Genomic DNA, 22,419 nt, shown 5'->3' with positions numbered 1-22,419 from the left:
CGACGTAGCCCGCCCCGGACTGCCGTGGCTCGAACACGGAACGAGACTCCGTGGCAGGGACTTTGGTTGTAGACGTCAGCGCAACGACGCCCACAACCGGCCGGCCGCCGGTTCCCTCGGCACCACCCGGTTGGGGTCGGAGGGTGCCGTCAGCCATGGCATCACCACCGTGCGCACCCGGTCGGCCGTCAAGCCCTTCAGGCTCCGCCCGAGGCCGGCCAGTTCGCCCAGGGAGTCCAGGCCGGTGTCCGTGGTGAGGCCGGCGGTGGCGGCGTCGGCGACCCTGTAGAGCCGGGCGGGATCGGTGAGCAGGCTGGTCCGCGCCATCTGCGCGAGCAGGGCTTTGACCAGTTTCTGCTGGAGTCCTATGCGGCCGAGGTCGCTGCCGTCGCCCAGGCTGTAGCGGGTGCGGGCGAGGGCGAGCGCGCGGGTGCCGTCCAGGTGGTGGGTGCCGGCCTCGAGGTGCAGCCGGCTCTTGTCGTCGTCGATGTCCTGGGCGGTGGTGACGTCGACCCCGCCGAGCGCGTCCACCAGCTTGGCGAAGCCCGAGAAGTCGACCTCCATGTAATGGTCCATGCGGACGCCGGTGACCGACTCGACGGTCTTCACCGCGCACACCGGGCCGCCCAGTTCGTAGGCGGTGTTGAACATGACCTGGTGGGCGATCGCGGTGGAGCCGCCGGAGGACAGCGGGCAGGAGGGGCGGGTGACCAGCGTGTCGCGCGGGATGCTGACGACCGTCGCCGAGGTCCGCCCGGCGTCGATGTGCACGACCATCGCCGTGTCGGAGCGGGCGCCGGTGCTGTCGCCCCCGCCGAGTTTCTTGTTGGCCTTGCCGCTGCGCGAGTCGGAGCCGAGAACCAGGATGTTCAGGGCCCCGGTGGGCAGCGGAGCGGCGGGGGCCGAGGCGCTCGCGGAGGGGGTGGCCACCGCCCTGGCCGGGCGGTCGCCGCCGAGCGCGCTGTCGATGTCGACGCCTGTGATGTTGTGGTCCAGGTGCCAGTACGCGTATCCGGCGGCGGCCGTGCCCAGCACCAGGGCGCCCGCCAGGACGAGACCGGCGGCCTTCAGCACGCGCGACCGCCGGCCCGTCCGTCTGCCCGCTTCGCCTCGCTCGTCTTTTCGCGTCACGGGCAGGAACGTAAGTCCGAATTATTAGCGGACTGTTAGCAAGGGCCGTCAAGGACGGTTTTCTCGTGAAATTCTCATCCCAGGGTCACCCTGGGCACCGGATTGCTCCCGCTCCACGAGGCGTTGCACCCGAACGTCACACAACCGCCCTCCGACACGGCCCCGTTGTACGAGGCGTTCGCGCGTGAGGAGAGCCGGCGAGGGATAAGCCTGTTCTCAGAGGTCGCACGGGGGGAATGCCGCCGCAAGTTTCGGTCTGACAACCGACTTGCTTCGGAGAGGGTGGGATCGGCCCCGGCACCCGTCAACCCGCGCACCCCACTCATCCGCCCCCCTACGCGACCGGAGGCACTCCCGTGCTGGAGCGCACCACCAGACTCGTCGCCAGTTCCACCCGGGTCGCCGCCCGCTCGCCCTCGGCGCGCCCGAGGTCGAGCACCAGCCGGGCGGCGGCCTCGGCCATCTCGGTCAGCGGCTGCCGCACGGTGGTCAGCGGCGGCCCCACCCAGCGGGCGATCGGCAGGTCGTCGAAGCCGACCACGCTCAGGTCCTCCGGGATGCGCAGCCCGAGCTCCCGCGCCGCCTCGTACAGCCCGAGCGCCTGGAGGTCGTTGCCCGCGAAGACGGCGGTGGGCCGGCCGGGGCCGCGCAGCAGGTCGAGGCCCAGGCGGTAGCCGGAGTCGTGGTGGAAGTCGCCGTTCCTGATCAGCGACGGGTCGACCGGGAGGCCCGCGGTCTCCAGGGCGGCCCGGTAGCCGTCCACCCGGGCGCGGCTGCACATCATCCGGGACGGCCCGCTGATGGCGCCGATCCGGGTGTGGCCGAGTTCCACCAGGTGGCGGGTGGCGGCGAGGCCGCCCTGCCAGTTGGTGGCGCCGATGGAGGGGACGTCCGGGCCGGGGTCGCCCGCCGGGTCCATCACCACGAACGGGATGGACCGGCTGGTCAGCAGCGCCCGCTGGGACTCGTCGAGCCCGGACAGCACCAGGACCACGCCGTGCGGGCGGCGGGCGGCGACCTGGTCGGCCCAGGTCCGCCCGGGGGTGAGCCGCCCGGCGGACTCCGACAGCACGACGCTGAGCCCGGTGTCCCGGGCCACGTTCTCCACGCCCCGGATGACCTCCATCGCCCAGGCGCTCTCCAGCTCGTGGAAGACCAGGTCGATCAGCGGCGAGCGGGTGGCCTCGGCACGCCGGCGCCGGTAGCCGTGGGCGCGCAGCAGTTCCTCGACGCGGCCGCGGGTCGCCGGGGCGACGTCGGCGCGGCCGTTGAGGACCTTCGAAACAGTCGGAGCGGAGACCCCGGCTTCCCTGGCGATCTCGGCGAGGGTCGCCGTCTGCGGTTCTGCGGGCTTCGAAGGCTTCATGGGCGCGATCGTATCCCTGCGGCCCCTCTTGACGGCGGTGCGCCTGCGCCATAGCTTTCCGGAACATTCGGAGTTATCAGCGAAACATTCGAACCCAGCAGGGCCGACGGTCGGCGCCCCGACCCCTCCGACGGGAGTTCCATGACCAGCTCTCCTTGGCGCGACCCCGCCCTGCCCGCCGCCGCCCGGGTCGAGGACCTGCTCTCCCGGATGACGCTGGAGGAGAAGACCGCCCAGCTCTACGGCGTCTGGGTAGGGGCGGCCACGGACGGCGAGGGGGTCGCGCCGCTGCAGCGCGAGATGGCGGCCGAGCAGGACTGGGACGAGCTGATCGGTCTCGGCCTCGGCCAGCTGACCCGCTCCTTCGGCACCGCGCCGGTCGACCCGGCCGTGGGCGTCCGGGCCCTCGCGGCCGCCCAGCGCCGGATCGCCGCCGCGGGCCGCTTCGGCATCCCGGCGGTCGCCCACGAGGAGTGCCTGGCGGGCTTCACGGCCTGGGGCGCGACGGCGTACCCGGTGCCGCTGGCCTGGGGCGCGGCCTTCGATCCCGGTCTGGTGGCGGAGCTGGGCCGGCGGATCGGCCACGACCTGCGCTCGGTCGGCGTCCACCAGGGCCTCGCCCCCCTCCTGGACGTGGTCCGCGACCCGCGCTGGGGCCGGGTGGAGGAGACGATCGGCGAGGACCCCTACCTGGTCGGCACCGTCGGCGCCGCCTACGTACGGGGCCTGGAGTCGGCCGGGGTCGTCGCCACGCTCAAGCACTTCGCCGGGTACGCGTCCTCGGCGGGCGCCCGCAACCTCGCTCCTGTGCGGGCGGGCGTGCGCGAGTTCGCCGACGTGACGCTGCCGCCGTTCGAGATGGCGCTGCGGGAGGGCGGCGCGCGCTCGGTGATGGCCTCGTACACCGAGACCGACGGCGTGCCGGTCTCCGCCGATCCGCGCCTGCTCACCGAACTCCTGCGCGACGAGTGGGGCTTCACCGGCACGGTGGTCGCCGACTACTACGGCATCGGCTTCCTGCGCACCCAGCACCGGGTCGCCGAGGACGACGCGGGGGCGGCACACCTGGCGCTCGCCGCGGGCGTCGACGTCGAGCTGCCGACCCTGCGCTGCTACGGCGCACCGCTGGTGACCGCCGTGCGCGAAGGCCGGGTCCCGGAGGCGCTGGTGGACCGGGCGGCCCGCCGGGTGCTGCGCCAGAAGTGCGAACTGGGCCTGCTGGACGAGGACTGGCGGCCCGAACCGCAGGGGCCCGTCGACCTCGACTCGGCGGGCAACCGTGCCCTGGCCCGCCGGCTGGCCGAGGAGTCGGTGGTGCTGCTGGACAACCCCGGCGGGCTGCTCCCGCTGGCCCCCGGCGCCCGGGTCGCGGTGGTGGGCCCGCGCGCGGCGGACCCGCTGGCGATGCTCGGCTGCTACTCCTTCCCCTGCCATGTGCTCCCCCACCACCCGGGGGTCCCGGCGGGCGTCACGATCCCGACCGTCCTTGAGGCCCTGCGCGCCGAACTGCCGGACACCGAGGTGACGTTCGCGCCCGGCTGCGAGGTCACGGACCCGGACACCGCGGGCTTCGCCGAGGCGGTGGCCCGGGCGGCGGAGGCGGACGTGTGCGTGGCGGTCCTCGGGGACCGGGCCGGGCTGTTCGGCCGGGGCACCTCGGGCGAGGGCTGCGACGTGGCCGACCTGCGCCTGCCGGGAGCGCAGGGCGAGCTGCTGGACGCGCTGGTCGCCACGGGCGTGCCGGTCGTCCTGGTCCTGCTGACCGGCCGTCCGTACGCCCTGGGCCGCTGGGCCGGCCGGCTGGGCGCGGTCGTGCAGGCGTTCTTCCCCGGCGAGGAGGGCGGCCCGGCGGTCGCCGGGGTCCTGTCGGGCCGGGTGAACCCCTCCGGCCGGCTCCCGGTGAGCGTCCCGCGGGGGCCGGGCGGCCAGCCCTGGACCTACCTCCAGCCGCCGCTCGGCCTGGCCGGCGAGGTCAGCAGCCTGGACCCGACCCCGCTGTACCCCTTCGGCCACGGCCGTTCGTACACCGAGTTCGCCTGGGAGGGGGAGGGCGGCACCGGGGTCACCGAGCTGGGCACGGACGGCTCGTACGACCTGCCCGTCACCGTGCGCAACACCGGCGAGCGCGCGGGCGCCGAGGTCGTGCAGCTCTACCTGCACGACCCGGTGGCGTCGGTGACCCGCCCCGACGTACGGCTGATCGGCTACCGGCGGCTGGAGCTGGCCCCCGGCGAGTCCCGGCGGCTGACCTTCCGCTTCCACGCCGACCTGTCCGCCTTCACCGACCGCTCGGGCACCCGGGTGGTCGAACCGGGGGCACTGGAACTGCGGTTGGGGCCGTCGAGCGCCGAGGTCAGGCATACGGCCCGGCTGCGGCTGACGGGCCCGGTACGCACCGTGGGCGCGGACCGGATGCTGCGGTGCGAGGTGGTGTGCGAGGCCGTGGCCGAGGCACCGGACGGGGCGACGAACGGCGCCGTGGACGGGTCCGCCGACTGAGCCGGGCGGAACCACAGAAAGGCCGCTTCCGCAAGACCCCGGGACGCACGTGTTCAGGATGCGTTCAGGTTGGCGCTGCCAGGGTCTCGTTTCGACCACGGTTCCCCCAGACCGACAGGAGCACCCTTGACGACGACCAAGTCCGTGATGAAGAAGCTGCCCGAGGTGACTCTGGCCTTCTGGATCATGAAGATCGCCGCCACCACCCTGGGCGAGACGGCCGGTGACCTGTTCTCGCAGACGCTGAAGCTCGGCTACTTCCTCACCACCATCGCCCTGTTCCTCGTCTTCGTGGTGACGCTGGTGATCCAGCTGAGCTCGTCGCGCTACAACCCGTTCTGCTACTGGCTGGTGATCCTGTCGACCTCCATGGCCGGCACCACCATGTCCGACTTCATGAACCGGGACGCCAGCGCCAAGTACCTCTCCAACGGCGCCACCAAGCTGGGCTGGGGGCCGCAGGGCCTCGGACTCGGCTACCCGGAGGGCGCGGCGATCCTGGTCTCGCTGCTGCTGCTGATCTTCCTCGGCTGGAAGCTGAGCGGGATGACGTTCCAGATCACCGAGATCGTCAGCTTCCGCGGCGAGGCCCTGTTCTGGTCGGCGATCCTCGTCTCCAACACCCTCGGCACCTCGATGGGCGACTTCCTCTCCGACAGCTCCGGGCTCGGCTACCTGGGCGGCGCGGCGCTGGTGGCCGGTGTGCTGCTGGTCCTGGTGGCGCTGATGCGGGTCCCGGCGGTGCCGAACGTCCTGCTCTTCTGGTTCGCCTTCGTGCTGACCCGCCCGCTGGGCGCCACGGCCGGTGACTTCCTCACCAAGCCGGTCGCCAAGGGCGGTCTCGACCTCGGTACGGCGGGTTCCTCGGCGGTGCTGCTCGCGGTGCTGTTCGGCCTGATGGCGTACGCGCAGGTGCAGGAGCGGCGGACGGCTCCCGCCGTCGGCCTGGAGGGCGAGGGCCCCGAGGCGGACGCGGTCCGGCCGCACGACGCCGGGCGGGTCTGACGGAAACGAGAACACCCCGCCCCCGGGAGACCGGGGGCGGGGTGTTCGATGGAGCGCCGGGCAGGCCTTGCACCTGCATTTCCCCGCAGGAAGCGGGGCGTCTTTCCTTGGACCACCAACGCACTGCGTCCGGGCCGGTGTTCCGGCCGTTCGCGTGTGATGATCATAGCGGGTGACGGGCCCGCGCATCAACTCAGTGGTCCGGCTGTTCCCCGTCCACCGACTCGAACCGCCACCGGTGCACCGCCCGCGTCACCAACTCCCCGTCGGGTTCGGGCAGTTCCGGGAGTTCGGCGTCGTACGGCGCGTCCCACCAGGTGATGACCAGCACCCGGTCCCCCGGCGCGCGGAGGGTCTCGCGGCGCAGCGGCGGTGTGCCGAGCCGCTGCGCGCGGGCCCAGTCGAGCAGTTCCCCGCCCCTGCCCTCGGCCGCCCGGGCCTCCCACATCAGGGCGACGGTCACGAGTACAGGTTCTCCTTGCTGACCTCGTGCACGTGGTCGTGGCCCGGGACGTGCGGGTCGGTCACCGGCAGCGAGGAGTCCGCCGACAGGTCCCAGCCGGAGGCGGCCCGGTTGCGGGCGACCATCTCGGCGCCGAGGGCCGCGACCATCGCGCCGTTGTCCGTGCACAGCTTGGGGCGCGGGACGCGCAGCCGGATGCCGGCCGCCTCGCAGCGCTCCTGGGCGAGGACGCGCAGCCGGGAGTTGGCAGCGACACCGCCGCCGATCATCAGGTGGTCGACGCCCTCGTCCTTGCAGGCGCGCACGGCCTTGCGGGTGAGCACGTCCACCACGGCCTCCTGGAAGGAGGCGGCGACGTCCCGCACCGGGACCTCCTCGCCGGCCGCGCGCCTGGCCTCGATCCAACGGGCCACGGCCGTCTTCAGACCGGAGAAGGAGAAGTCGTACGCGGGGTCGCGCGGGCCGGTCAGACCGCGCGGGAAGGTGATCGCCTCCGGGTCGCCCTCCTTGGCGTACCGGTCGATGACCGGACCACCGGGGAAGCCCAGGTTCAGCACGCGGGCGATCTTGTCGAAGGCCTCGCCGGCCGCGTCGTCGATGGTGGCGCCCATCGGGCGGACGTCGGAGGTGATGTCCTCGGACAGCAGCAGGGAGGAGTGGCCGCCGGAGACCAGCAGGGCCATGGTCGGCTCGGGCAGCGGGCCGTGCTCCAGCTGGTCCACGCAGATGTGCGAGGCGAGGTGGTTGACGCCGTACAGCGGCTTGCCGAGCGCGTAGGCGTAGGCCTTGGCGGCCGAGACGCCGACCAGCAGGGCGCCGGCGAGGCCGGGGCCGGCCGTGACCGCGATGCCGTCGAGGTCCCTGGCGGAGACGCCGGCCTCCTTCAGCGCGCGGTCGATCGTCGGGACCATCGCCTCCAGGTGGGCGCGGGAGGCCACCTCGGGCACGACGCCGCCGAAGCGGGCGTGCTCGTCGACGCTGGAGGCGATGGCGTCCGCCAGCAGGGTGGTGCCGCGGACGATGCCGACGCCGGTCTCGTCGCAGGAGGTCTCGATGCCGAGGACGAGTGGTTCGTCAGCCATTGATCTCGGTTCCTTGCACTGGGGAGGAGTCCGCGGCGGAGCCGCTGTCGGGGGCGGTGGTCAGGCGCATCACCAGGGCGTCCACGTTGCCCGGCTGGTAGTAGCCGCGCCGGACGCCGATGGGCACGAAGCCGAAGCGCTCGTAGAGCTTCTGGGCACGCACGTTGTCGACCCGGCACTCCAGCATGACCTCGGCGCACTCGAAGGCGGTGGCCGCCCTCAGCAGCTCGGTGAGCAGCCGGCCGCCGAGGCCGGTGCCCTGCTGGGCGCGGGCGACCGCGATGGTCTGGACGTCGCCGAGGTCGCCGGAGGCGGTGAGGCCCGCGTACCCGACGATCCGGCCGCCGTCGTCCACGGCCACCACGTACCGCCGGGTCGCCTCGGGGCCCCGGGCGTGGGCCAGCTCGGACCAGAACATGCCCCGGGACCAGGCGTCCTCGGGGAACAGGTCCCTCTCCAGCTCCAGGACCGGGTCGATGTCCCACCAGCGCATCTCGCGCAGGCGCGGGGTTGCCGGTTCCGTCACTTGGGGGTGACCACCTTGTAGTTCTTGGGGACCTGGGCGTCGGGGCGGCGCAGGTACAGCGGGCGGGGGGCGGGCGGCTCGTCGCCGGCCGCGAGACGCTCGGCGGCCAGCGCGGCGAGGGCGGCGGCCGACACGTGCTCGGGCTCGTGGGCGCTCGGGAACGTGTCGGGGTAGAGCAGCGCGCCCGCGCCGACCGCGGGGAGTCCCGCGACCCGCTCGGCGATGTCGGCGGGACGGTCGACGGCCGGCTCGGTCAGCCGGGTGCGCGAGTCGGCGTACGTGGCCCAGTAGACCTCCTTGCGCCGGGCGTCGGTCGCCACGACGAAGGGGCCCTTCTCGATGTCCGCGGCGTAGGCGAGGGCGTCGAGCGTGCACAGGCCGTACACGGGGACGCCGAGCGCGAGGCCGAAGGTCTCAGCGGTCATCAGGCCGACGCGCAGGCCGGTGTAGGGGCCGGGGCCGACGCCGACGGCGATCCCGGTGACGGCCTCCAGCTTGAGGCCCGCCTCGGCGAGGACGCGGTCGACGGCCGGCAGCAGCAGCTCTCCGTGCCGGCGCGCGTCCACCTGGCTCGACGAGGCGATGACGTGCGTGCCGTCGTGCAGCGCGACGGTGACGGCGGGGGTGGCGGTATCCAGAGCGAGCAAGAGCACGCGAACAGCCTACGGCGCCCGACGCTCGTGCATGGCCGTCCGGGGCTGACGGTCACCGACTGCTACGGTTCGTACGAAGTACGACATATGGCACGAAGCAGAGGTGGGCGCGCGTGGCAGGGACCAGCTCCGGGATCGTGGCCGGCCTGACCGCCGCGGCCGTCGGAACCGTCGGATTCCTCGCCTACCAGGCGTCGGCGAACGTGCCGCCGGGTCTCGGCGGGAAGTCCGGGGCGAGCGCGTCGCCCTCGGCGGTCGTCAGCAGGGCGCCGCGCGACCGGGGCCATCCGGGGGCCCTGCCGACCGGGTCGGGCAAGGGTGAACGGGTCGTGTACTCGGTGGACGACGACCGCGTCTGGCTGGTCGACGACCACAACCGCGTGCAGCGCGGCTTCGGCGTGCGCCCGGGCTCCGTGGACCCGCCGGTCGGCCTCTACTGGGTGACGTCCCGCTCCCACACCGCCACCGGGACGGACGGCGTCCCGGTCGAGCACGTCGTCCGCTTCACCAGCGTGGACGGGGTGGCCATCGGGTTCAGCGCGGCGGTGGGCGCCGGCGCGGACACCACCATGGACGTGAAGACGGGCGGCATCCGGGAGCGGCGGGAGGACGGTGACGCGATGTGGCGGTTCGCCACCATCGGCGTTCCGGTCGTGGTGATCCGCTGAGCGTTCCCGCTACGCGGCTTCGGGGTGCTCGCCGGCCGGTGGCTCCGTCCGGGCCGGCTCGGGGGCGCTCGGCGGCCGGGAGATCAGTTCGGCGGCCGCGCACGACGCCAGCAGGTCGCGCATGGACACCCCGGGGAGCACGGGCGGCCCGGCCGGTCGCGCCGTGGGTCGAGAAGCGGGCATGGACGCCTCCTGACGTGCGGGGCGGTACGTGGTTAGGCACGCCTAACCACGGCCTGGACACCATGTGACCACGCCCGGTACGTCCTGCGCAATGATTTCCCGACGGCCTGTCGGAAAGGGTGTCGGCAAGGCGCACCCGCGCACGGCGGGTCCGCGGCCGCAAGGCCGCTCAGGCCGTGAGCGTCTCCAGGGCCGCGTCCGACCACCGGTCGCCGAGTCCGGTCAGGGTGACGTGCCGTACCTCGTCCGTGGTGTCCCCGACGGCCCGGTGGATGACGACCTGCAGCCGCTCCTCGGTCAGCTCCTCGACCTTGCCCTCGCCCCACTCCACGACGATCACCGAGTCGGGCAGGGAGACGTCCAGGTCGAGGTCCTCCATCTCGTCGAGCCCGCCGGAGAGCCGGTAGGCGTCCACGTGGACGAGCGGCGGGCCGTCGCCGAGCGAGGGGTGCACCCGGGCGATCACGAACGTGGGCGAGGTGACCGCGCCGCGCACGCCCATCCCCTCGCCGAGCCCGCGGGTCAGCGTGGTCTTGCCCGCACCCAGCTCCCCGGTGAGCATCACCAGGTCGCCCGCGCGCAGCAGCTTGGCCAGCCGGCGGCCCAGTTCCCGCATCTGCTCGGGGGACGTGACGGTCAGCCGGGTCTCAACGGGGTCGTGCGGTGCTGCCGGAGCTGCTGCTTGTTCCATAGCCACTTACGGTAGCCCCTGCGGGCACGGCGCCCGCGCGGGTCAGCAGGTCGGCGAGGCGGTCGGTGACCACTTCCGGGTGCTCCAGCATGACCAGGTGCCCGGCGTCCGGCACGAGCACCAGCTCGGCGTCCGGCAGCAGGTCCGCGATGGCCTCGCTGTGCTCGCTGGGCGTGACCAGGTCCTGCACCCCGGCCAGCACGAGCACGGGGGCGTCCCGGAAGCAGCCGAGGGCCTCGGTCTTGTCGTGGTCGGTGAAGGCCGGGTAGAACTCGGCGACCACGTCGATCGGTGTGGACTCGATCATCCGCTCCGCGAAGCGCGCGATGGCCGGGTCGACGTCCCGCCCCGCGAACGAGTACCGCTTGATGATCCCGGCGAAGAGGTCGGCGGTGGCCCGGCGCCCCTTCTCCACCAGTTCCGCCTGCTGCCCGAGCGCCTTGAGCACCCCGGGGAGGATCCGGCGCACCGCGTTGACGCCGGCGACCGGCAGCCCGAAGTTGACCTCGCCGAGCCGCCCGGACGAGGTGCCGACGAACGCGGTGGCCACCACCCGGTCCCGGATCAGCTCCGGGTACTGGGCGGCCAGCGCCATCGTCGTCATCCCGCCCATGGAGTGGCCGACCAGCACGAGCGGGCCGTCGGGCGCGGCCGCGTCTATGACCGCCTTCAGATCCCGGCCGAGCTGGTCGATGGTGAGCGGCTCGTCCTCCCGGGACTGGGCCACGCCCCGCCCGGAGCGGCCGTGGCTGCGCTGGTCCCAGTACACGGTCCGTACGACGCCGCGCAGGGCCGCGCGCTGGAAGTGCCAGGAGTCCTGGCTGAGGCAGTAGCCGTGGCAGAAGACGACGGTGACCGGGGCGGGCGCCTTGCGTCCGAACAGCCTGCGGCGGCGCGGGGAGACGCCGGGGCCGGGGTCGGGCTCGACGTCGTCGACCTCGTAGTACAGCTCGGTGCCGTCGTCGGCGTACGCCTTGCCGGGGGTGCCGCGCAGGGTGCCGTAGGGGCCCGTCGAGTCCAGCGCGAGACGGGCCTTGCGGCGCATCCCGCGCCCCACCGTCATCCGCTCGACGGCCACGCCCGCGGCCGCGCCCGCGGCGAGGACGCCTATCGCGGCACCGGCGATACCCGTCGCCCTGCGCCAGCTCCCGCCCGCCCCCGCGGCGGCGGTGGCGACGGCCGCCGAGGCGACGACGTCCGCCACGGCCTCCGCACTGCTCTCGCTCACGTACCGCTCCTCTTCGCCGTACTGCAGTTCGCCGGGTGATGAAACAGGTGGTGCCGCTGCCGTGCCGGTGCGGTGCCGCCGCGGTGCGCACCGCCCGTGCCGGCCCGTGCTCGTCCGTGCTCGTCCGTACCGTTGGTGTCGTCGGTGCTGTTCGTGTTGCCGACGGGCAGCGGAGTAACCGAGGTGCGCCGCGGCTCGCCCCGGAAAAGGGCTACCCCTCTCGCTCCCCGTCCACATAGACGCGGGGAACGCGCGTTCCGATGCGTGTGACGATCTCGTACGCGATCGTGCCGCAGGCCTGGGCCCAGTCCTCGGCGGTCGGCTCACCGCGGTCACCGGGCCCGAACAGCACGGCCCGGGCGCCGACCGGGGGCTCGTCGCCGCCGAGGTCGACCACGAACTGGTCCATGGCCACCCGTCCGGCGACCGTCCGCCACTTGCCGTCGACCAGCACCGGACCGCTGCCGGAGGCGTGCCGGGGCACACCGTCCGCGTAGCCGACGGGGACGAGGCCGAGGGTGGTGGGGCCCGGGGTGACGTAGTGGTGGCCGTAGCTGACGCCGTGCCCGCCCGGTACGTGCTTGACCAGCGCGAGCGACGCGCTCAGCGTCATCACCGGCCGCAGCCCGAAGTCGGCCGGGCTGCCGATCTCCGGGCTGGGCGAGACGCCGTACATGGCGATGCCCGGCCGGACGAGGTCGAAGTGGGTCTCCGGGAGGGTCAGCGTGGCCGGGGAGTTGGCGATGTGCCGGACCTCCGGACGCACGCCCTGCTCCTCCGCGTACGCCAGCATCTCCCGGAACCGGGCGAGCTGGGCGGCGATGGACGGGTGCCCCGGTTCGTCGGCGCACGCGAAGTGCGACCACAGGCCGGTGACGCGGACCAGCCCCTCGCGCTCGGCCCGCAGTGCCTCGGCGACGAGTTCGGGCCAGTCGGCGGGCTGGCAGCCGTTGCGGCCGAGCCCGGTGTCGGCCTTCAGCTGCACCCGCGCGGGCCGGCCGGCCTCCCGGGCCGCCTCCGTCACCTCGCGCAGGGCCCACAGGCCGCTGAGCGAGACGTCGATGTCCGCCTCGATCGCCCGCCGCCAGGGCCCGCCGGGTACCCACAGCCAGCACAGCACGCGGGTCTCCAGACCCGCGGCGCGCAGCGCGAGGGCCTCCTCCGGCGTGGCGGTGCCGAGCCAGGTGGCGCCCGCCTCGACGGCCGCGCGGGCGCAGGGCAGCGCCCCGTGGCCGTAGGCGTCGGACTTGACGACGGCCATCAGGGCCGCGCCCTGGGCCCGGGCACGCAGGGCCCGCACATTGGCGCGCAGGGCGGCCAGATCGATCTCGGCCCGGGCGCGCAGGGGCGCGGTCGGCACAGCTGAAGTCTCACTCATGGCGCCCCCAGTCTCTCAGAGGGCCACGCGGGCCCCGGCCCGGTGTCCGCCCCCCCGCCCACGCGCCGCCCAACCTCCCCCACCCGGACCGGGGATGACGCCGTGCCCCCGGGACGGTCGGCCTGGCCGGAGCCGCCTGCCGTGCGCGAGGACTCGGCCGGCTACGGCTTGCGGGAGCGGCGTGGTGGTCCGGCCGGCGGAGACGGAGGGGGCAGCGGGGGCGGCACCGGGGACCGCACAGCGGACCCGCGCGGCCTCAGCCGCGCCTTCCCTGGTCCCGCACGTCCCGCCACGCCTCCGGGATCCGTGCGGCGACGTCGTGCGCCCCCACCGGCGCGCCCCGGGCCGCGAACCGCCCCGCGAGCCCGTGCAGGTACGCCGCCACACTGCCCGCGTCCAGCGGCGGGAGACCGGCCGCCAGCAGCGAGCCCGCGAGGCCGGACAGCACGTCCCCGCTTCCGGCCGTGGCCAGCCAGCCGGTCCCGGTCGGGTTCACCCGTACGGCACCGCCGCCGGGGTCGGCGACCAGCGTCGTGGACCCCTTCAGCAGCACGGTGGCCCGGTAGACGGCCGCCAGTTCCCGTGCCGAGGCCAGCCGGGCCGCCTCGACCTCCTCGCGCCGCACCCCGAGCAGCGCGGCCGCCTCGCCCGCGTGCGGGGTCATCAACGTCGGTGCCGTACGCGCGCGCACCGTGTCCCGCTCCGCCAGCCGCAGCCCGTCGGCGTCGACCAGCACCGGCACCTCGGCTGCCAGCATCTCCGCCACGGTCGCCGCGTCGTCCCCGGCGCCGGGCCCGACCACCCACGCCTGCACCCGGCCCGCCTTGGCCGGACCCCCGTCCGACACCAGGGTCTCCGGGAACCGGGCGATGACGGCGTCCCCTGCGGGCCCGACGTACCGCACGGCCCCGGCGCCACCGCGCAGCGCCCCGGACACGGCGAGCACGGCGGCCCCCGGGTACCTCGCCGAGCCCGCGGCGATCCCGACGACGCCCCGCCGGTACTTGTCGCTCTCCGCCGCCGGGGACGGCAGCAGCCGTGCCACGTCGGCGTGCTGCAACGCCTCCAGCTCGGCCCCCGGCGGCAGTTCGAGCCCGATGCCGACCAGCCGGACCGAACCGGCGTACTCCCGGGCCGGGTCGACGAGGAGCCCCGGCTTGTGCGTGCCGAAGGTGACGGTGAGATCGGCCCGGATCGCGGCCCCGCGCACCTCGCCGGTGTCCGCCTCGACCCCGCTCGGCAGGTCCACCGCCACGACCGCCGCCCGCGACCGCTCCACCACCGCGGCCAGCGCCTCCGCGTCCGGGCGCAGGCCGCCCTTGCCCCCGATGCCGACGATGCCGTCCAGGACGAGGTCCGCCCGCTCGATCAGCCGTTCCTCGTCACCCGGCGCCGCGACGGAGCCGCCGGCCCGGCGCAGTGCGGCGAGCCCGCCGGAGTGGGTGCGCCCGGGCGCGAGCAGTACGGCCGTGACCCCCGCGCCCCGCCGGGCCAGCCGCGCGCCCGCGTACAGCGCGTCGCCGCCGTTGTCCCCGCTGCCCGCCAGCAGCACCACCCGGCTGCCGTACACCCGCCCGAGCAGATCGGCGCAGGCGGCGGCCAGCCCGGCGGCGGCCCGCTGCATCAGCGCTCCCTCGGGCAGCCGCGCCATCAGCGCCCGTTCGGCCGCCCTTACCGTCTCCACGCTGTACGCAGTACGCATGGCATCGAGTCTGCCCCGGAAAGACGGTCACCCACACCCGGACCGGCCCGGAGGGCGGTGCGCGCTACCCCTCCGCGACCACCACCGCCGAGGCGACCCCCGCGTCATGACTGAGCGACACGTGCCAGGACCGCACGCCGAGTTCGGCAGCCCGCGCCGCCACCGTCCCGCTGACCCGCAGCCGCGGCCGTCCGCTGTCCTCGACGTACACCTCGGCGTCGGTCCAGTGCAGCCCCGGCGGGGCACCCAGCGCCTTGGCCAGTGCCTCCTTGGCCGCGAACCGCGCCGCGAGGGACGCGATGCCGCGCCGCTCGCCGCTGGGCAGCAGCAACTCGCTCTTGACGAACAGCCGATCGGCCAGCCCAGGCGTCCGGTCAAGCGACGCCCGGAACCGGTCGATCTCGGCGACGTCGATTCCGACCCCGATGATGCTCATGCGGGGCAGCCTACGGCGGCCGGCGCCCAGGGACCGACGGACTGACGGATCGACGGACCGACGGACCGCCGTGCCACCGGCCTTGCCGGCCGGTCCGCCGGCTAGGTCTCCTGGCCCAGCGCCCGGGCGACCAGATCGTGGATCAGGTACTCCCCGGGGCGGCGGTTCTCCTTGAGGCGTTCGAGGTCGCCGGGACCGAACCAGTCGTGAGCGGAGTGCTTGGACCGTTCGAGGGCCGGGTGGTCCAGGTCGCCCTCGACGTCCACGAGGTAGTCCGCCTCGTGCCGCAGTCCGAGGCCGTCGTCGCCGTGCCAGGTGGTGGTGCCGAGGTGGCGGCGCACCCGGCGCAGGCGCCACCCCGTCTCCTCCTCGACCTCCCGCGCCAGAGCGTCCAGGAGCGTCTCCCCCGGCTCGACGTGACCGCCCACGATGTCCCAGCTGTCGGGGAACAGCCTCCGGCGCGCACTCCGCTTCTGCGCGAAGGCGCCGCCGGGGCCGAGGATGACGGCACCCACGGCCCACAGTTCGCCCGGCGCGGGGACGGGTACCTCGACGCCGGGATCCACTCGGTACGGCTCGGTCGCGGTCATGGGCGACAGGGTAGGCCCGGCGGCCCTCACTCGACCGTCACGGACTTGGCCAGGTTGCGCGGCTGGTCCACCTCGTTGCCGCGGGCGGTGGCGAGTTCGCAGGCGAAGACCTGGAGGGGAACGCTGGCCACCAGCGGCTGGAGCAGGGTGGGGGTGGCCGGGATCCGGATCAGGTGGTCGGCGTACGGGACCACCGCCTCGTCACCCTCCTCCGCGATGACGATCGTGCGCGCCCCACGGGCCCGGATCTCCTGGATGTTGGAGACGATCTTGTCGTGGATCACGGACCGTCCGCGCGGTGAGGGCACCACCACGACGACCGGCAGGTCCTCCTCGATCAGCGCGATCGGGCCGTGCTTCAGCTCGCCCGCCGCGAAGCCCTCGGCGTGCATGTAGGCGAGTTCCTTCAGCTTCAGGGCGCCTTCGAGGGCGACCGGATAGCCGACGTGCCGGCCCAGGAACAGCACCGTGTTCTTGGTGGCCAGGGAGCGCGCGAGCGACCGCACCGGCTCCATGGTCTCCAGCACCCGCTCGACCTCGCCCGAGATCTGGGACAGGTCCCGGATGACGGCACGGATCTCGTCGCCCCACTTGGTGCCCCGCACCTGGCCGAGGTACAGCGCCACCAGGTAGCAGGCCACGAGCTGGGTCAGGAACGCCTTGGTGGAGGCGACGGCCACCTCGGGACCGGCGTGCGTGTACAGCACGGCGTCCGACTCGCGCGGGATCGTCGAGCCGTTGGTGTTGCAGATGGCCAGCACCTTGGAGCCCTGCTCGCGGGCGTGGCGCAGCGCCATCAGGGTGTCCATGGTCTCGCCGGACTGGGAGATGGCGATGACCAGCGAGCGGCCGTCCAGGATCGGGTCCCGGTAGCGGAACTCGCTCGCGAGCTCCACCTCGCACGGGATGCGGGTCCAGTGCTCGATGGCGTACTTGGCGATCATCCCGGCGTGGAAGGCCGTGCCGCAGGCGACGATGACGACCTTGTCCACCTCGCGCAGCTCGGAGGGGGAGATCCGCACCTCGTCGAGGGTCAGCGAACCGGCCGCGTCGATCCGGCCCAGCAGGGTGTCGGCGACCGCCTTCGGCTGCTCGGCGATCTCCTTGAGCATGAAGTAGTCGTAGCCGCCCTTCTCGGCGGCCGAGGCGTCCCAGTCCACGTGGTACGAACGCACGTCCGCCTCGCGGCCGTCGAAGCCGGTGACGGTGACACCGTCCCGGCGCAGCTCCACCACCTGGTCCTGGCCCAGTTCGACGGCCGAGCGGGTGTGCTCGATGAACGCGGCGACGTCGGAGGCGAGGAACGCCTCGCCCTCTCCGACCCCCACCACGAGCGGGGAGTTGCGGCGCGCGCCCACCACGACGTCCGGCGCGTCCGCGTGCACGGCGACCAGCGTGAACGCGCCCTCCAGACGCCGGCACACCAGCCGCATGGCCTCCGCCAGGTCGGCGCAGGAGGAGAACTCCTCGGCGAGGAGGTGGGCGACGACCTCGGTGTCCGTCTCGGAGGTCAGCTCATGGCCCCGCTCGGCGAGTTCGGCGCGCAGCAGCGCGAAGTTCTCGATGATGCCGTTGTGGACGACCGCGACGCGGCCCGCGTTGTCCAGGTGCGGATGGGCGTTCGCGTCCGTGGGACCGCCGTGGGTGGCCCACCGGGTGTGGCCGATCCCCGTCGACCCCGCCGGCAGCGGCCGGTCGACGAGCTCCTTCTCCAGGTTGACCAGCTTCCCGGCCTTCTTCGCCGCGGCGAGCCCACCGTCCGCCAGCACGGCGACCCCGGCCGAGTCGTACCCCCGGTACTCCAGCCGCTTCAGCCCGGCCATCACGACATCGAGCGCCGACTGCGACCCCACGTATCCCACGATTCCGCACATGCGCGGCAGCCTACGACCCCCACACCTCCCGAACGACGCACAGCGTGCCCGAAATCGGAAATTCCCGAGGGAGCCCGAGGGATGTGATGAGCTCGTTCCGGGGGGCGCCCGGAGGGCTGCGTGACGTACCCCACCTCACCGCCCCGTTCAAACTCCGTTAACAATGGACTGTGATCTCACCGGTCTCCTCGATGCCCCGGAGCGCCCACCGGCCCAGGCCGGAGGCGACTCCCTACGTCGACCTCACGCGGGCGGAGTGGAGCGCGCTGCGCGACAAGACGCCGCTGCCGCTCACCGCCGAGGAGGTGGAGAAGCTGCGCGGTCTGGGGGACGTGATCGACCTGGACGAGGTGCGGGACATCTACCTCCCGCTCTCCCGGCTGCTCAACCTGTACGTCGGCGCCACCGACGGGCTGAGGGGCGCGCTGAACACGTTCCTCGGGGAGAAGGGCTCCCAGTCCGGCACGCCGTTCGTCATAGGCGTCGCCGGGTCGGTCGCGGTGGGCAAGTCCACCGTGGCCCGGCTGCTCCAGGCGCTGCTCTCCCGCTGGCCGGAACACCCCCGCGTGGAGCTGGTCACCACCGACGGCTTCCTGCTGCCCACCAAGGAGCTGGAGGCCCGCGGCCTGATGTCGCGGAAAGGTTTCCCCGAGTCCTACGACCGCCGGGCCCTGACCCGCTTCGTCGCCGACATCAAGGCCGGCAAGGACGAGGTCACCGCCCCTGTCTACTCGCACCTGATCTACGACATCGTGGCGGACCGTCGGCTGACCGTGCGGCGCCCGGACATCCTGATCGTCGAGGGGCTCAACGTGCTCCAGCCCGCACTGCCCGGCAAGGACGGCCGCACCCGGGTCGGCCTCGCGGACTTCTTCGACTTCAGCGTGTACGTCGACGCCGCCGCCGACGACATCGAGCACTGGTACCTCAGCCGCTTCAAGAAGCTGCGCCAGACGGCCTTCCAGAAGTCGGACTCGTACTTCCGCAAGTACACCCAGGTCTCCGAGGAGGAGGCCCTGGACTACGCCCGCACCCTGTGGCGCACGATCAACAAGCCCAACCTGGTGGAGAACATCGCCCCCACCCGCGGCCGCGCCACCCTGATCCTGCGCAAGGGCCCGGACCACAAGGTCCAGCGGCTGCGGCTGCGCAAGCTGTAGGACCGGGCCGTTCCCCGGGTGACCGCGGGGCGGGTCGTCCCCTGCCCCGCGCGGCACCCCTCGATGAGGACTAGCCCAGCGCCGACTTCACCGCGTCCGCCAGCCGCCCCGCGACCGACCGGGCCTGGTCGATGTCGGCGGCCTCCACCATGACCCGCACCAGCGGCTCGGTGCCGGAGGGGCGCAGCAGCACCCGGCCGGTCTCCCCCAGCTCGCGCTCCGCGTCGGCGACGGCGGCGGCGAGGTCGCCCGAGGTCTTCACCCGGGACCTGTCCACGTCCGGCACGTTGATCAGGACCTGCGGCAGCCGCTCCATCACGGACGCCAGCTCCCGCAGCGTGCGGCCGGTCTCGGCCACCCGCGCCGCCAGCAGCAGACCGGTCAGCGTGCCGTCACCGGTCGTCGCGTGGTCGAGGATGATCACGTGCCCGGACTGCTCGCCGCCGAGCGCGAAGCCGTGGCTCTTCATCTCCTCCAGCACGTAGCGGTCGCCCACGGCCGTCTGCACCAGCCGGATGCCCGCCCGCTCCATGGCCAGCTTGAAGCCCAGGTTGGACATGACCGTGGCGACGACGGTGTCGGAGCGCAGCTCCGAGCGCTCGCGCAGCGCCAGCGCCAGCACGGCCAGGATCTGGTCGCCGTCGATCTCCTCGCCGGTGTGGTCCACGGCCAGGCAGCGGTCGGCGTCCCCGTCGTGGGCGATGCCGAAGTCCGCGCCGTGCTCGACGACCGCGGCCTTCAGCTTGCCCAGGTGGGTGGAGCCGCAGCCGTCGTTGATGTTGAGACCGTCCGGCTCGGCACCGATGGTGACGATCTGCGCGCCGGCCCGCGTGAACGCCTCCGGCGAGACCCCGGCGGCCGCGCCGTGCGCCTCGTCGAGCACGATCCTCAGACCGTCGAGGCGGTTCGGCAGCACCGACAGCAGATGGCCGACGTACTGCTCGAAGCCCTCGTCGTAGGCCCGCACGCGCCCCACGCCGGAGCCGGTGGGCCGCTCCCAGGGCTCGCCGTGGCGGTGGGACTCGTAGACGCCCTCGATGCGGTCCTCGAGCTCGTCGGCGAGCTTGTGGCCGCCGCGCGCGAAGAACTTGATGCCGTTGTCCGGCATGGCGTTGTGGCTGGCGGAGAGCATCACACCGAGGTCGGCGCCGAGCGCGCCGGTCAGGTACGCGACCGCGGGCGTCGGCAGCACGCCGACGGTCAGCACGTCCACCCCGGCGCTCGCCAGGCCGGCCACCACGGCGGCCTCCAGGAACTCCCCGGACGCGCGCGGGTCCCGTCCGACCACGGCCTTCGGCCGGTGGCCCTCGAAGGTGCCCGCCTCGGCCAGCACGTGCGCCGCCGCGACGGACAGGCCGAGCGCCATCTCGGCGGTCAGGTCCGCGTTGGCTACACCGCGCACGCCGTCCGTGCCGAAGAGTCGTCCCACTTGTCCTCCTGAGGAAGCGTCCTTGCTGCCGGAATGATGGCAGACGCCATGCGATCCGATCACACAAGCCTTTGAGCGTCTTGTGTCGTTATACGCCCTTGGCTGGGATAAACGAACGCCCCGGCGGCACACGTGGCGTGCCGCCGGGGCGTTCGGAGTACGAGCAGGCAGCTGCTGTTTAGCGCTTGCTGTACTGCGGGGCCTTGCGGGCCTTCTTCAGACCGGCCTTCTTGCGCTCGACCGCACGGTCGTCGCGCTTGAGGAAGCCGGCCTTCTTCAGCGGGCCGCGGTTGTTGTCGACGTCGGCCTCGTTCAGCGCACGGGCGACACCGAGACGGAGCGCACCGGCCTGACCGGAGACACCGCCACCCGCGATGCGGGCGATGACGTCGTAACGGCCCTCGAGCTCGAGCACCTTGAAGGGCTCGTTGACTTCCTGCTGGTGCACCTTGTTCGGGAAGTAGTCCTCGAGGGTGCGACCGTTGATCTTCCACTTGCCGGTGCCCGGGACGATCCGGACGCGGGCGATGGCGTTCTTGCGGCGGCCCAGGCCGGCGGCCGGCTGGGGCTCACCGAAGCGGGACGCGAGGGACTCGGAGGTGTACTCGCCCTCGACGGGGACGTCCGACTCCGTGGTGTAGCTGTCGATGTCAAGCTCTTCGAGCGGCTGCTCGGCAGTGGTCTCGGCCACGATTCTCCTCAGATTCTGTTCAGTCTTAGGGGGTGGCCGGACTTACTGCGCGACCTGGGTGATCTCGAACGGCACCGGCTGCTGCGCAGCGTGCGGGTGCACGTCACCCTTGTAGACCTTCAGCTTCGAGAGCATCTGACGGCCCAGCGTGTTCTTGGGGAGCATGCCCTTGACGGCCTTCTCGATGGCCTTCTCGGGGTTCTTGTCGAGCAGCTCGTCGTAACGGACGGAGCGCAGACCACCCGGGTAGCCGGAGTGGCGGTAGGCCATCTTCTGCGTCCGCTTGTTGCCGGACAGGTGCACCTTGTCGGCGTTGATGATGATGACGAAGTCACCGGTGTCGACGTGGGGGGCGTAGATCGGCTTGTGCTTGCCCCGCAGAAGGGACGCGGCGGTCGTGGCGAGACGACCCAGGACGACGTCCTGAGCGTCGATGACGTGCCACTGGCGCGTCACATCGCCGGGCTTGGGGCTGTACGTACGCACGGTTCGTAGCCTTCGCTTCGAGTGAATGGTCCTGAACAGGTCACCGAAACGATCACGACAGCCCTGACCGCACCACGGTTGACGCAAACCGCGTGCTGGTCGCTGGTCATCGGCCCGGTGGACCGGTGTAAGGGCCCGTCCCGTGAGAATGAGCAAGCCAATACACAACGAAGAAGCAGGTTACCTGCACGGGCCCGGACGGGTCAAAACGAGGCCCTTCCCCCTCATGTCGCCGGACAAACGCGGCATGACGGCCGACGCGCTCCTGCACCCGGGAACCCACGTCTAAGATGCGCCCCATGAGTTACGGGCAGGGGGGACCCCAGTCTCAGTGGGATCCCTGGAAACCTAATTCCCAGCAGCCGTGGAGCAGCGGTGGCGACGACGGGACTCCGGACTGGGCCGCGCTCGCCGAGGCTTCGGAGACGCGGAACAAGCGCCGCAGGCTGCTCTTCATCGGCGGCGGTGCGCTCGCCACGATCGGCGTCGGGACCGCCGTGGCGATGGCCGTCGTGTCCGCGAACGGGGGCAACGACGCCTCCGGCAAGCCCACCAACCTGCCGGCCACCGCCTCGCTGCCCAGCGGCTCCGCCACGGCGCCGTCCTTCGCGCCGACCAGCGCCCCGCCGCCGCTGGACCCGAAGGACTTCATATCCAGCGCCAAGAAGGACACCGCGCCGCTGAGCCCCGAGACGCTCTTCCCGGGCACCCAGCTCACCATGGGCGACACGGTGTACAAGAAGGGCGCCACGTCGGACGCGAAGAACTGCTCCACCGGCGCCGACGGCACCCTGCCCAAGATCCTCACCGCCAACGGCTGCACCCGGCTGATCCGGGCCAGCTACGTGAAGGACGGGATCGCCGTCACCGTCGGTGTCGCGGTCTTCGACACGGCGGCCCAGGCGGAGAAGGCCAAGGGCCAGACCGACGGCCGGAGCATGGTGCTCTCGCTGGCCGGCAAGGGCGTCAAGCCCTTCTGCAACGCCGCGATCTGCCGCTCCACGCGCAACGCCTACGGCCGCTACGCCTACTTCACGATCAGCGGCTTCACCAACGGCAAGAACGTCACCAAGAAGGACACCGACGTCTTCCGCACCGGCGACGACCTCCAGCAGTTCACCGCGAACCAGATCTACCGCCGCGGCCAGGCCCAGGCCTCCACGGCGGCGAACCGGTAG

22 protein-coding genes are annotated in these 22,419 nt (G+C 72.9%); 5 read left to right on the top strand and 17 right to left on the bottom strand.

Going from position 1 to position 22,419, the window contains the following annotated elements:
* Positions 1-75: 75 nt before the first annotated feature.
* Positions 76-1,131 (bottom strand): LCP family protein, encoded by a 1,056-nt coding sequence (locus B446_RS22420; RefSeq protein WP_193384485.1) that lies wholly within the window; start codon positions 1,129-1,131, stop codon positions 76-78.
* Positions 1,132-1,465: 334 nt separating this feature from the next.
* A complete protein-coding gene (locus B446_RS22415) occupies positions 1,466-2,497 on the bottom strand; it encodes a LacI family DNA-binding transcriptional regulator (protein ID WP_020941706.1) in 1,032 nt (343 codons plus the stop codon).
* A 141-nt stretch (positions 2,498-2,638) separates the two neighbouring features.
* Here B446_RS22415 and B446_RS22410 point away from each other — a divergent pair, with 141 nt between their 5' ends.
* Together B446_RS22410 and B446_RS22405 are read left to right on the top strand one after the other, a co-directional pair.
* Positions 2,639-4,996 carry a glycoside hydrolase family 3 N-terminal domain-containing protein gene (locus B446_RS22410; RefSeq protein ID WP_020941705.1) on the top strand — a complete coding sequence of 786 codons (2,358 nt, stop codon included), beginning with the start codon at positions 2,639-2,641 and terminating at the stop codon, positions 4,994-4,996.
* Positions 4,997-5,122: 126 nt separating this feature from the next.
* A complete protein-coding gene (locus tag B446_RS22405) occupies positions 5,123-6,001 on the top strand; it encodes an integral membrane protein (RefSeq protein ID WP_020941704.1) in 879 nt (292 codons plus the stop codon).
* 193 nt (positions 6,002-6,194) lie between these two features.
* Here B446_RS22405 and B446_RS22400 read toward each other — a convergent pair whose 3' ends face one another.
* Genes B446_RS22400 through tsaB form a run of 4 tightly spaced genes read right to left on the bottom strand, consistent with a single transcriptional unit; the run spans position 6,195 to position 8,725 of the window.
* On the bottom strand, positions 6,195-6,464 hold the full coding sequence (locus tag B446_RS22400) for a hypothetical protein (protein WP_020941703.1): 270 nt from the start codon (positions 6,462-6,464) through the stop codon (positions 6,195-6,197).
* Positions 6,461-7,546 (bottom strand): tRNA (adenosine(37)-N6)-threonylcarbamoyltransferase complex transferase subunit TsaD, encoded by a 1,086-nt coding sequence (tsaD, locus tag B446_RS22395; RefSeq protein ID WP_020941702.1) that lies wholly within the window; start codon positions 7,544-7,546, stop codon positions 6,461-6,463. The genes B446_RS22400 and tsaD overlap by 4 nt, the downstream gene beginning before the upstream one ends.
* Positions 7,539-8,039, bottom strand: a complete 501-nt coding sequence (rimI, locus tag B446_RS22390; protein ID WP_043478875.1) for a ribosomal protein S18-alanine N-acetyltransferase — start codon at positions 8,037-8,039, stop codon at positions 7,539-7,541. The genes tsaD and rimI overlap by 8 nt, the downstream gene beginning before the upstream one ends.
* Positions 8,040-8,068: 29 nt before the next feature.
* Complete coding sequence (gene tsaB, locus B446_RS22385; RefSeq protein ID WP_020941700.1) at positions 8,069-8,725, bottom strand: tRNA (adenosine(37)-N6)-threonylcarbamoyltransferase complex dimerization subunit type 1 TsaB; 657 nt, start codon at positions 8,723-8,725, stop codon at positions 8,069-8,071.
* A 113-nt stretch (positions 8,726-8,838) separates the two neighbouring features.
* Between tsaB and B446_RS22380 the strand changes: the two genes are divergently transcribed.
* Positions 8,839-9,393, top strand: coding sequence for a hypothetical protein (locus B446_RS22380; RefSeq protein WP_020941699.1), 555 nt, complete (start codon positions 8,839-8,841; stop codon positions 9,391-9,393).
* Between the two features lie 9 nt (positions 9,394-9,402).
* Here the strand turns inward: B446_RS22380 and B446_RS39725 are convergent, their stop codons facing one another.
* The 8 genes from B446_RS39725 to glmS all read right to left on the bottom strand — a co-directional run bounded on the left by B446_RS39725 (position 9,403) and on the right by glmS (position 17,475).
* On the bottom strand, positions 9,403-9,576 hold the full coding sequence (locus B446_RS39725; protein ID WP_167543346.1) for a hypothetical protein: 174 nt from the start codon (positions 9,574-9,576) through the stop codon (positions 9,403-9,405).
* 169 nt (positions 9,577-9,745) lie between these two features.
* Positions 9,746-10,267, bottom strand: coding sequence for a tRNA (adenosine(37)-N6)-threonylcarbamoyltransferase complex ATPase subunit type 1 TsaE (gene tsaE, locus B446_RS22375; protein ID WP_043476237.1), 522 nt, complete (start codon positions 10,265-10,267; stop codon positions 9,746-9,748).
* Positions 10,224-11,495 (bottom strand): alpha/beta fold hydrolase, encoded by a 1,272-nt coding sequence (locus B446_RS22370; protein WP_020941697.1) that lies wholly within the window; start codon positions 11,493-11,495, stop codon positions 10,224-10,226. The genes tsaE and B446_RS22370 overlap by 44 nt, the downstream gene beginning before the upstream one ends.
* Before the next feature lie 211 nt (positions 11,496-11,706).
* Complete coding sequence (gene alr / locus B446_RS22365; protein WP_043476234.1) at positions 11,707-12,873, bottom strand: alanine racemase; 1,167 nt, start codon at positions 12,871-12,873, stop codon at positions 11,707-11,709.
* Positions 12,874-13,129: 256 nt separating this feature from the next.
* Positions 13,130-14,575, bottom strand: coding sequence for an NAD(P)H-hydrate dehydratase (locus tag B446_RS22360; RefSeq protein ID WP_193384484.1), 1,446 nt, complete (start codon positions 14,573-14,575; stop codon positions 13,130-13,132).
* A gap of 64 nt (positions 14,576-14,639) precedes the next feature.
* Positions 14,640-15,011, bottom strand: a complete 372-nt coding sequence (locus B446_RS22355; protein ID WP_020941694.1) for a holo-ACP synthase — start codon at positions 15,009-15,011, stop codon at positions 14,640-14,642.
* A gap of 101 nt (positions 15,012-15,112) precedes the next feature.
* Complete coding sequence (locus B446_RS22350; protein ID WP_043476228.1) at positions 15,113-15,601, bottom strand: NUDIX hydrolase; 489 nt, start codon at positions 15,599-15,601, stop codon at positions 15,113-15,115.
* 26 nt (positions 15,602-15,627) lie between these two features.
* Positions 15,628-17,475: a glutamine--fructose-6-phosphate transaminase (isomerizing) gene (gene glmS, locus B446_RS22345; RefSeq protein WP_020941692.1), complete on the bottom strand. Its 1,848-nt coding sequence runs from the start codon at positions 17,473-17,475 to the stop codon at positions 15,628-15,630.
* A 191-nt stretch (positions 17,476-17,666) separates the two neighbouring features.
* Between glmS and coaA the strand changes: the two genes are divergently transcribed.
* Complete coding sequence (gene coaA / locus B446_RS22340) at positions 17,667-18,635, top strand: type I pantothenate kinase (RefSeq protein WP_052352173.1); 969 nt, start codon at positions 17,667-17,669, stop codon at positions 18,633-18,635.
* Positions 18,636-18,705: 70 nt separating this feature from the next.
* Here coaA and glmM read toward each other — a convergent pair whose 3' ends face one another.
* From glmM to rplM, 3 genes are all read right to left on the bottom strand, one after another.
* Positions 18,706-20,064, bottom strand: a complete 1,359-nt coding sequence (gene glmM / locus B446_RS22335; protein WP_020941690.1) for a phosphoglucosamine mutase — start codon at positions 20,062-20,064, stop codon at positions 18,706-18,708.
* A 178-nt stretch (positions 20,065-20,242) separates the two neighbouring features.
* Entirely contained in the window at positions 20,243-20,755 is a 513-nt protein-coding gene (gene rpsI / locus B446_RS22330; protein WP_020941689.1) for a 30S ribosomal protein S9, read from the bottom strand.
* Positions 20,756-20,797: 42 nt separating this feature from the next.
* Positions 20,798-21,241 carry a 50S ribosomal protein L13 gene (gene rplM / locus B446_RS22325; protein ID WP_020941688.1) on the bottom strand — a complete coding sequence of 148 codons (444 nt, stop codon included), beginning with the start codon at positions 21,239-21,241 and terminating at the stop codon, positions 20,798-20,800.
* 299 nt (positions 21,242-21,540) lie between these two features.
* Between rplM and B446_RS22320 the strand changes: the two genes are divergently transcribed.
* Positions 21,541-22,419, top strand: a complete 879-nt coding sequence (locus tag B446_RS22320) for a hypothetical protein (RefSeq protein ID WP_043476225.1) — start codon at positions 21,541-21,543, stop codon at positions 22,417-22,419.

Source organism: Streptomyces collinus Tu 365 (assembly GCF_000444875.1).
Lineage (GTDB): Bacteria > Actinomycetota > Actinomycetes > Streptomycetales > Streptomycetaceae > Streptomyces > Streptomyces collinus_A.
The sequence above is the reverse complement of the archived record's forward strand: the minus strand, read 5'-3'. Positions and strand labels throughout refer to the sequence as shown.

Bases quoted from the DNA above. Each gene is read 5' to 3' on its own strand.
- B446_RS22415 (WP_020941706.1), bottom strand. From the start codon at position 2,497: ATGAAGCCTTCGAAGCCCGCAGAACCGCAGACGGCGACCCTCGCCGAG.
- B446_RS22410 (WP_020941705.1), top strand. From the start codon at position 2,639: ATGACCAGCTCTCCTTGGCGCGACCCCGCCCTGCCCGCCGCCGCCCGG.
- tsaD (WP_020941702.1), bottom strand. From the start codon at position 7,546: ATGGCTGACGAACCACTCGTCCTCGGCATCGAGACCTCCTGCGACGAG.
- rimI (WP_043478875.1), bottom strand. From the start codon at position 8,039: ATGCGCTGGTGGGACATCGACCCGGTCCTGGAGCTGGAGAGGGACCTG.
- B446_RS39725 (WP_167543346.1), bottom strand. From the start codon at position 9,576: ATGCCCGCTTCTCGACCCACGGCGCGACCGGCCGGGCCGCCCGTGCTC.
- tsaE (WP_043476237.1), bottom strand. From the start codon at position 10,267: ATGGAACAAGCAGCAGCTCCGGCAGCACCGCACGACCCCGTTGAGACC.
- alr (WP_043476234.1), bottom strand. From the start codon at position 12,873: ATGAGTGAGACTTCAGCTGTGCCGACCGCGCCCCTGCGCGCCCGGGCC.
- B446_RS22360 (WP_193384484.1), bottom strand. From the start codon at position 14,575: ATGCGTACTGCGTACAGCGTGGAGACGGTAAGGGCGGCCGAACGGGCG.
- B446_RS22355 (WP_020941694.1), bottom strand. From the start codon at position 15,011: ATGAGCATCATCGGGGTCGGAATCGACGTCGCCGAGATCGACCGGTTC.
- B446_RS22350 (WP_043476228.1), bottom strand. From the start codon at position 15,601: ATGACCGCGACCGAGCCGTACCGAGTGGATCCCGGCGTCGAGGTACCC.
- glmS (WP_020941692.1), bottom strand. From the start codon at position 17,475: ATGTGCGGAATCGTGGGATACGTGGGGTCGCAGTCGGCGCTCGATGTC.
- coaA (WP_052352173.1), top strand. From the start codon at position 17,667: ATGCCCCGGAGCGCCCACCGGCCCAGGCCGGAGGCGACTCCCTACGTC.
- B446_RS22320 (WP_043476225.1), top strand. From the start codon at position 21,541: ATGAGTTACGGGCAGGGGGGACCCCAGTCTCAGTGGGATCCCTGGAAA.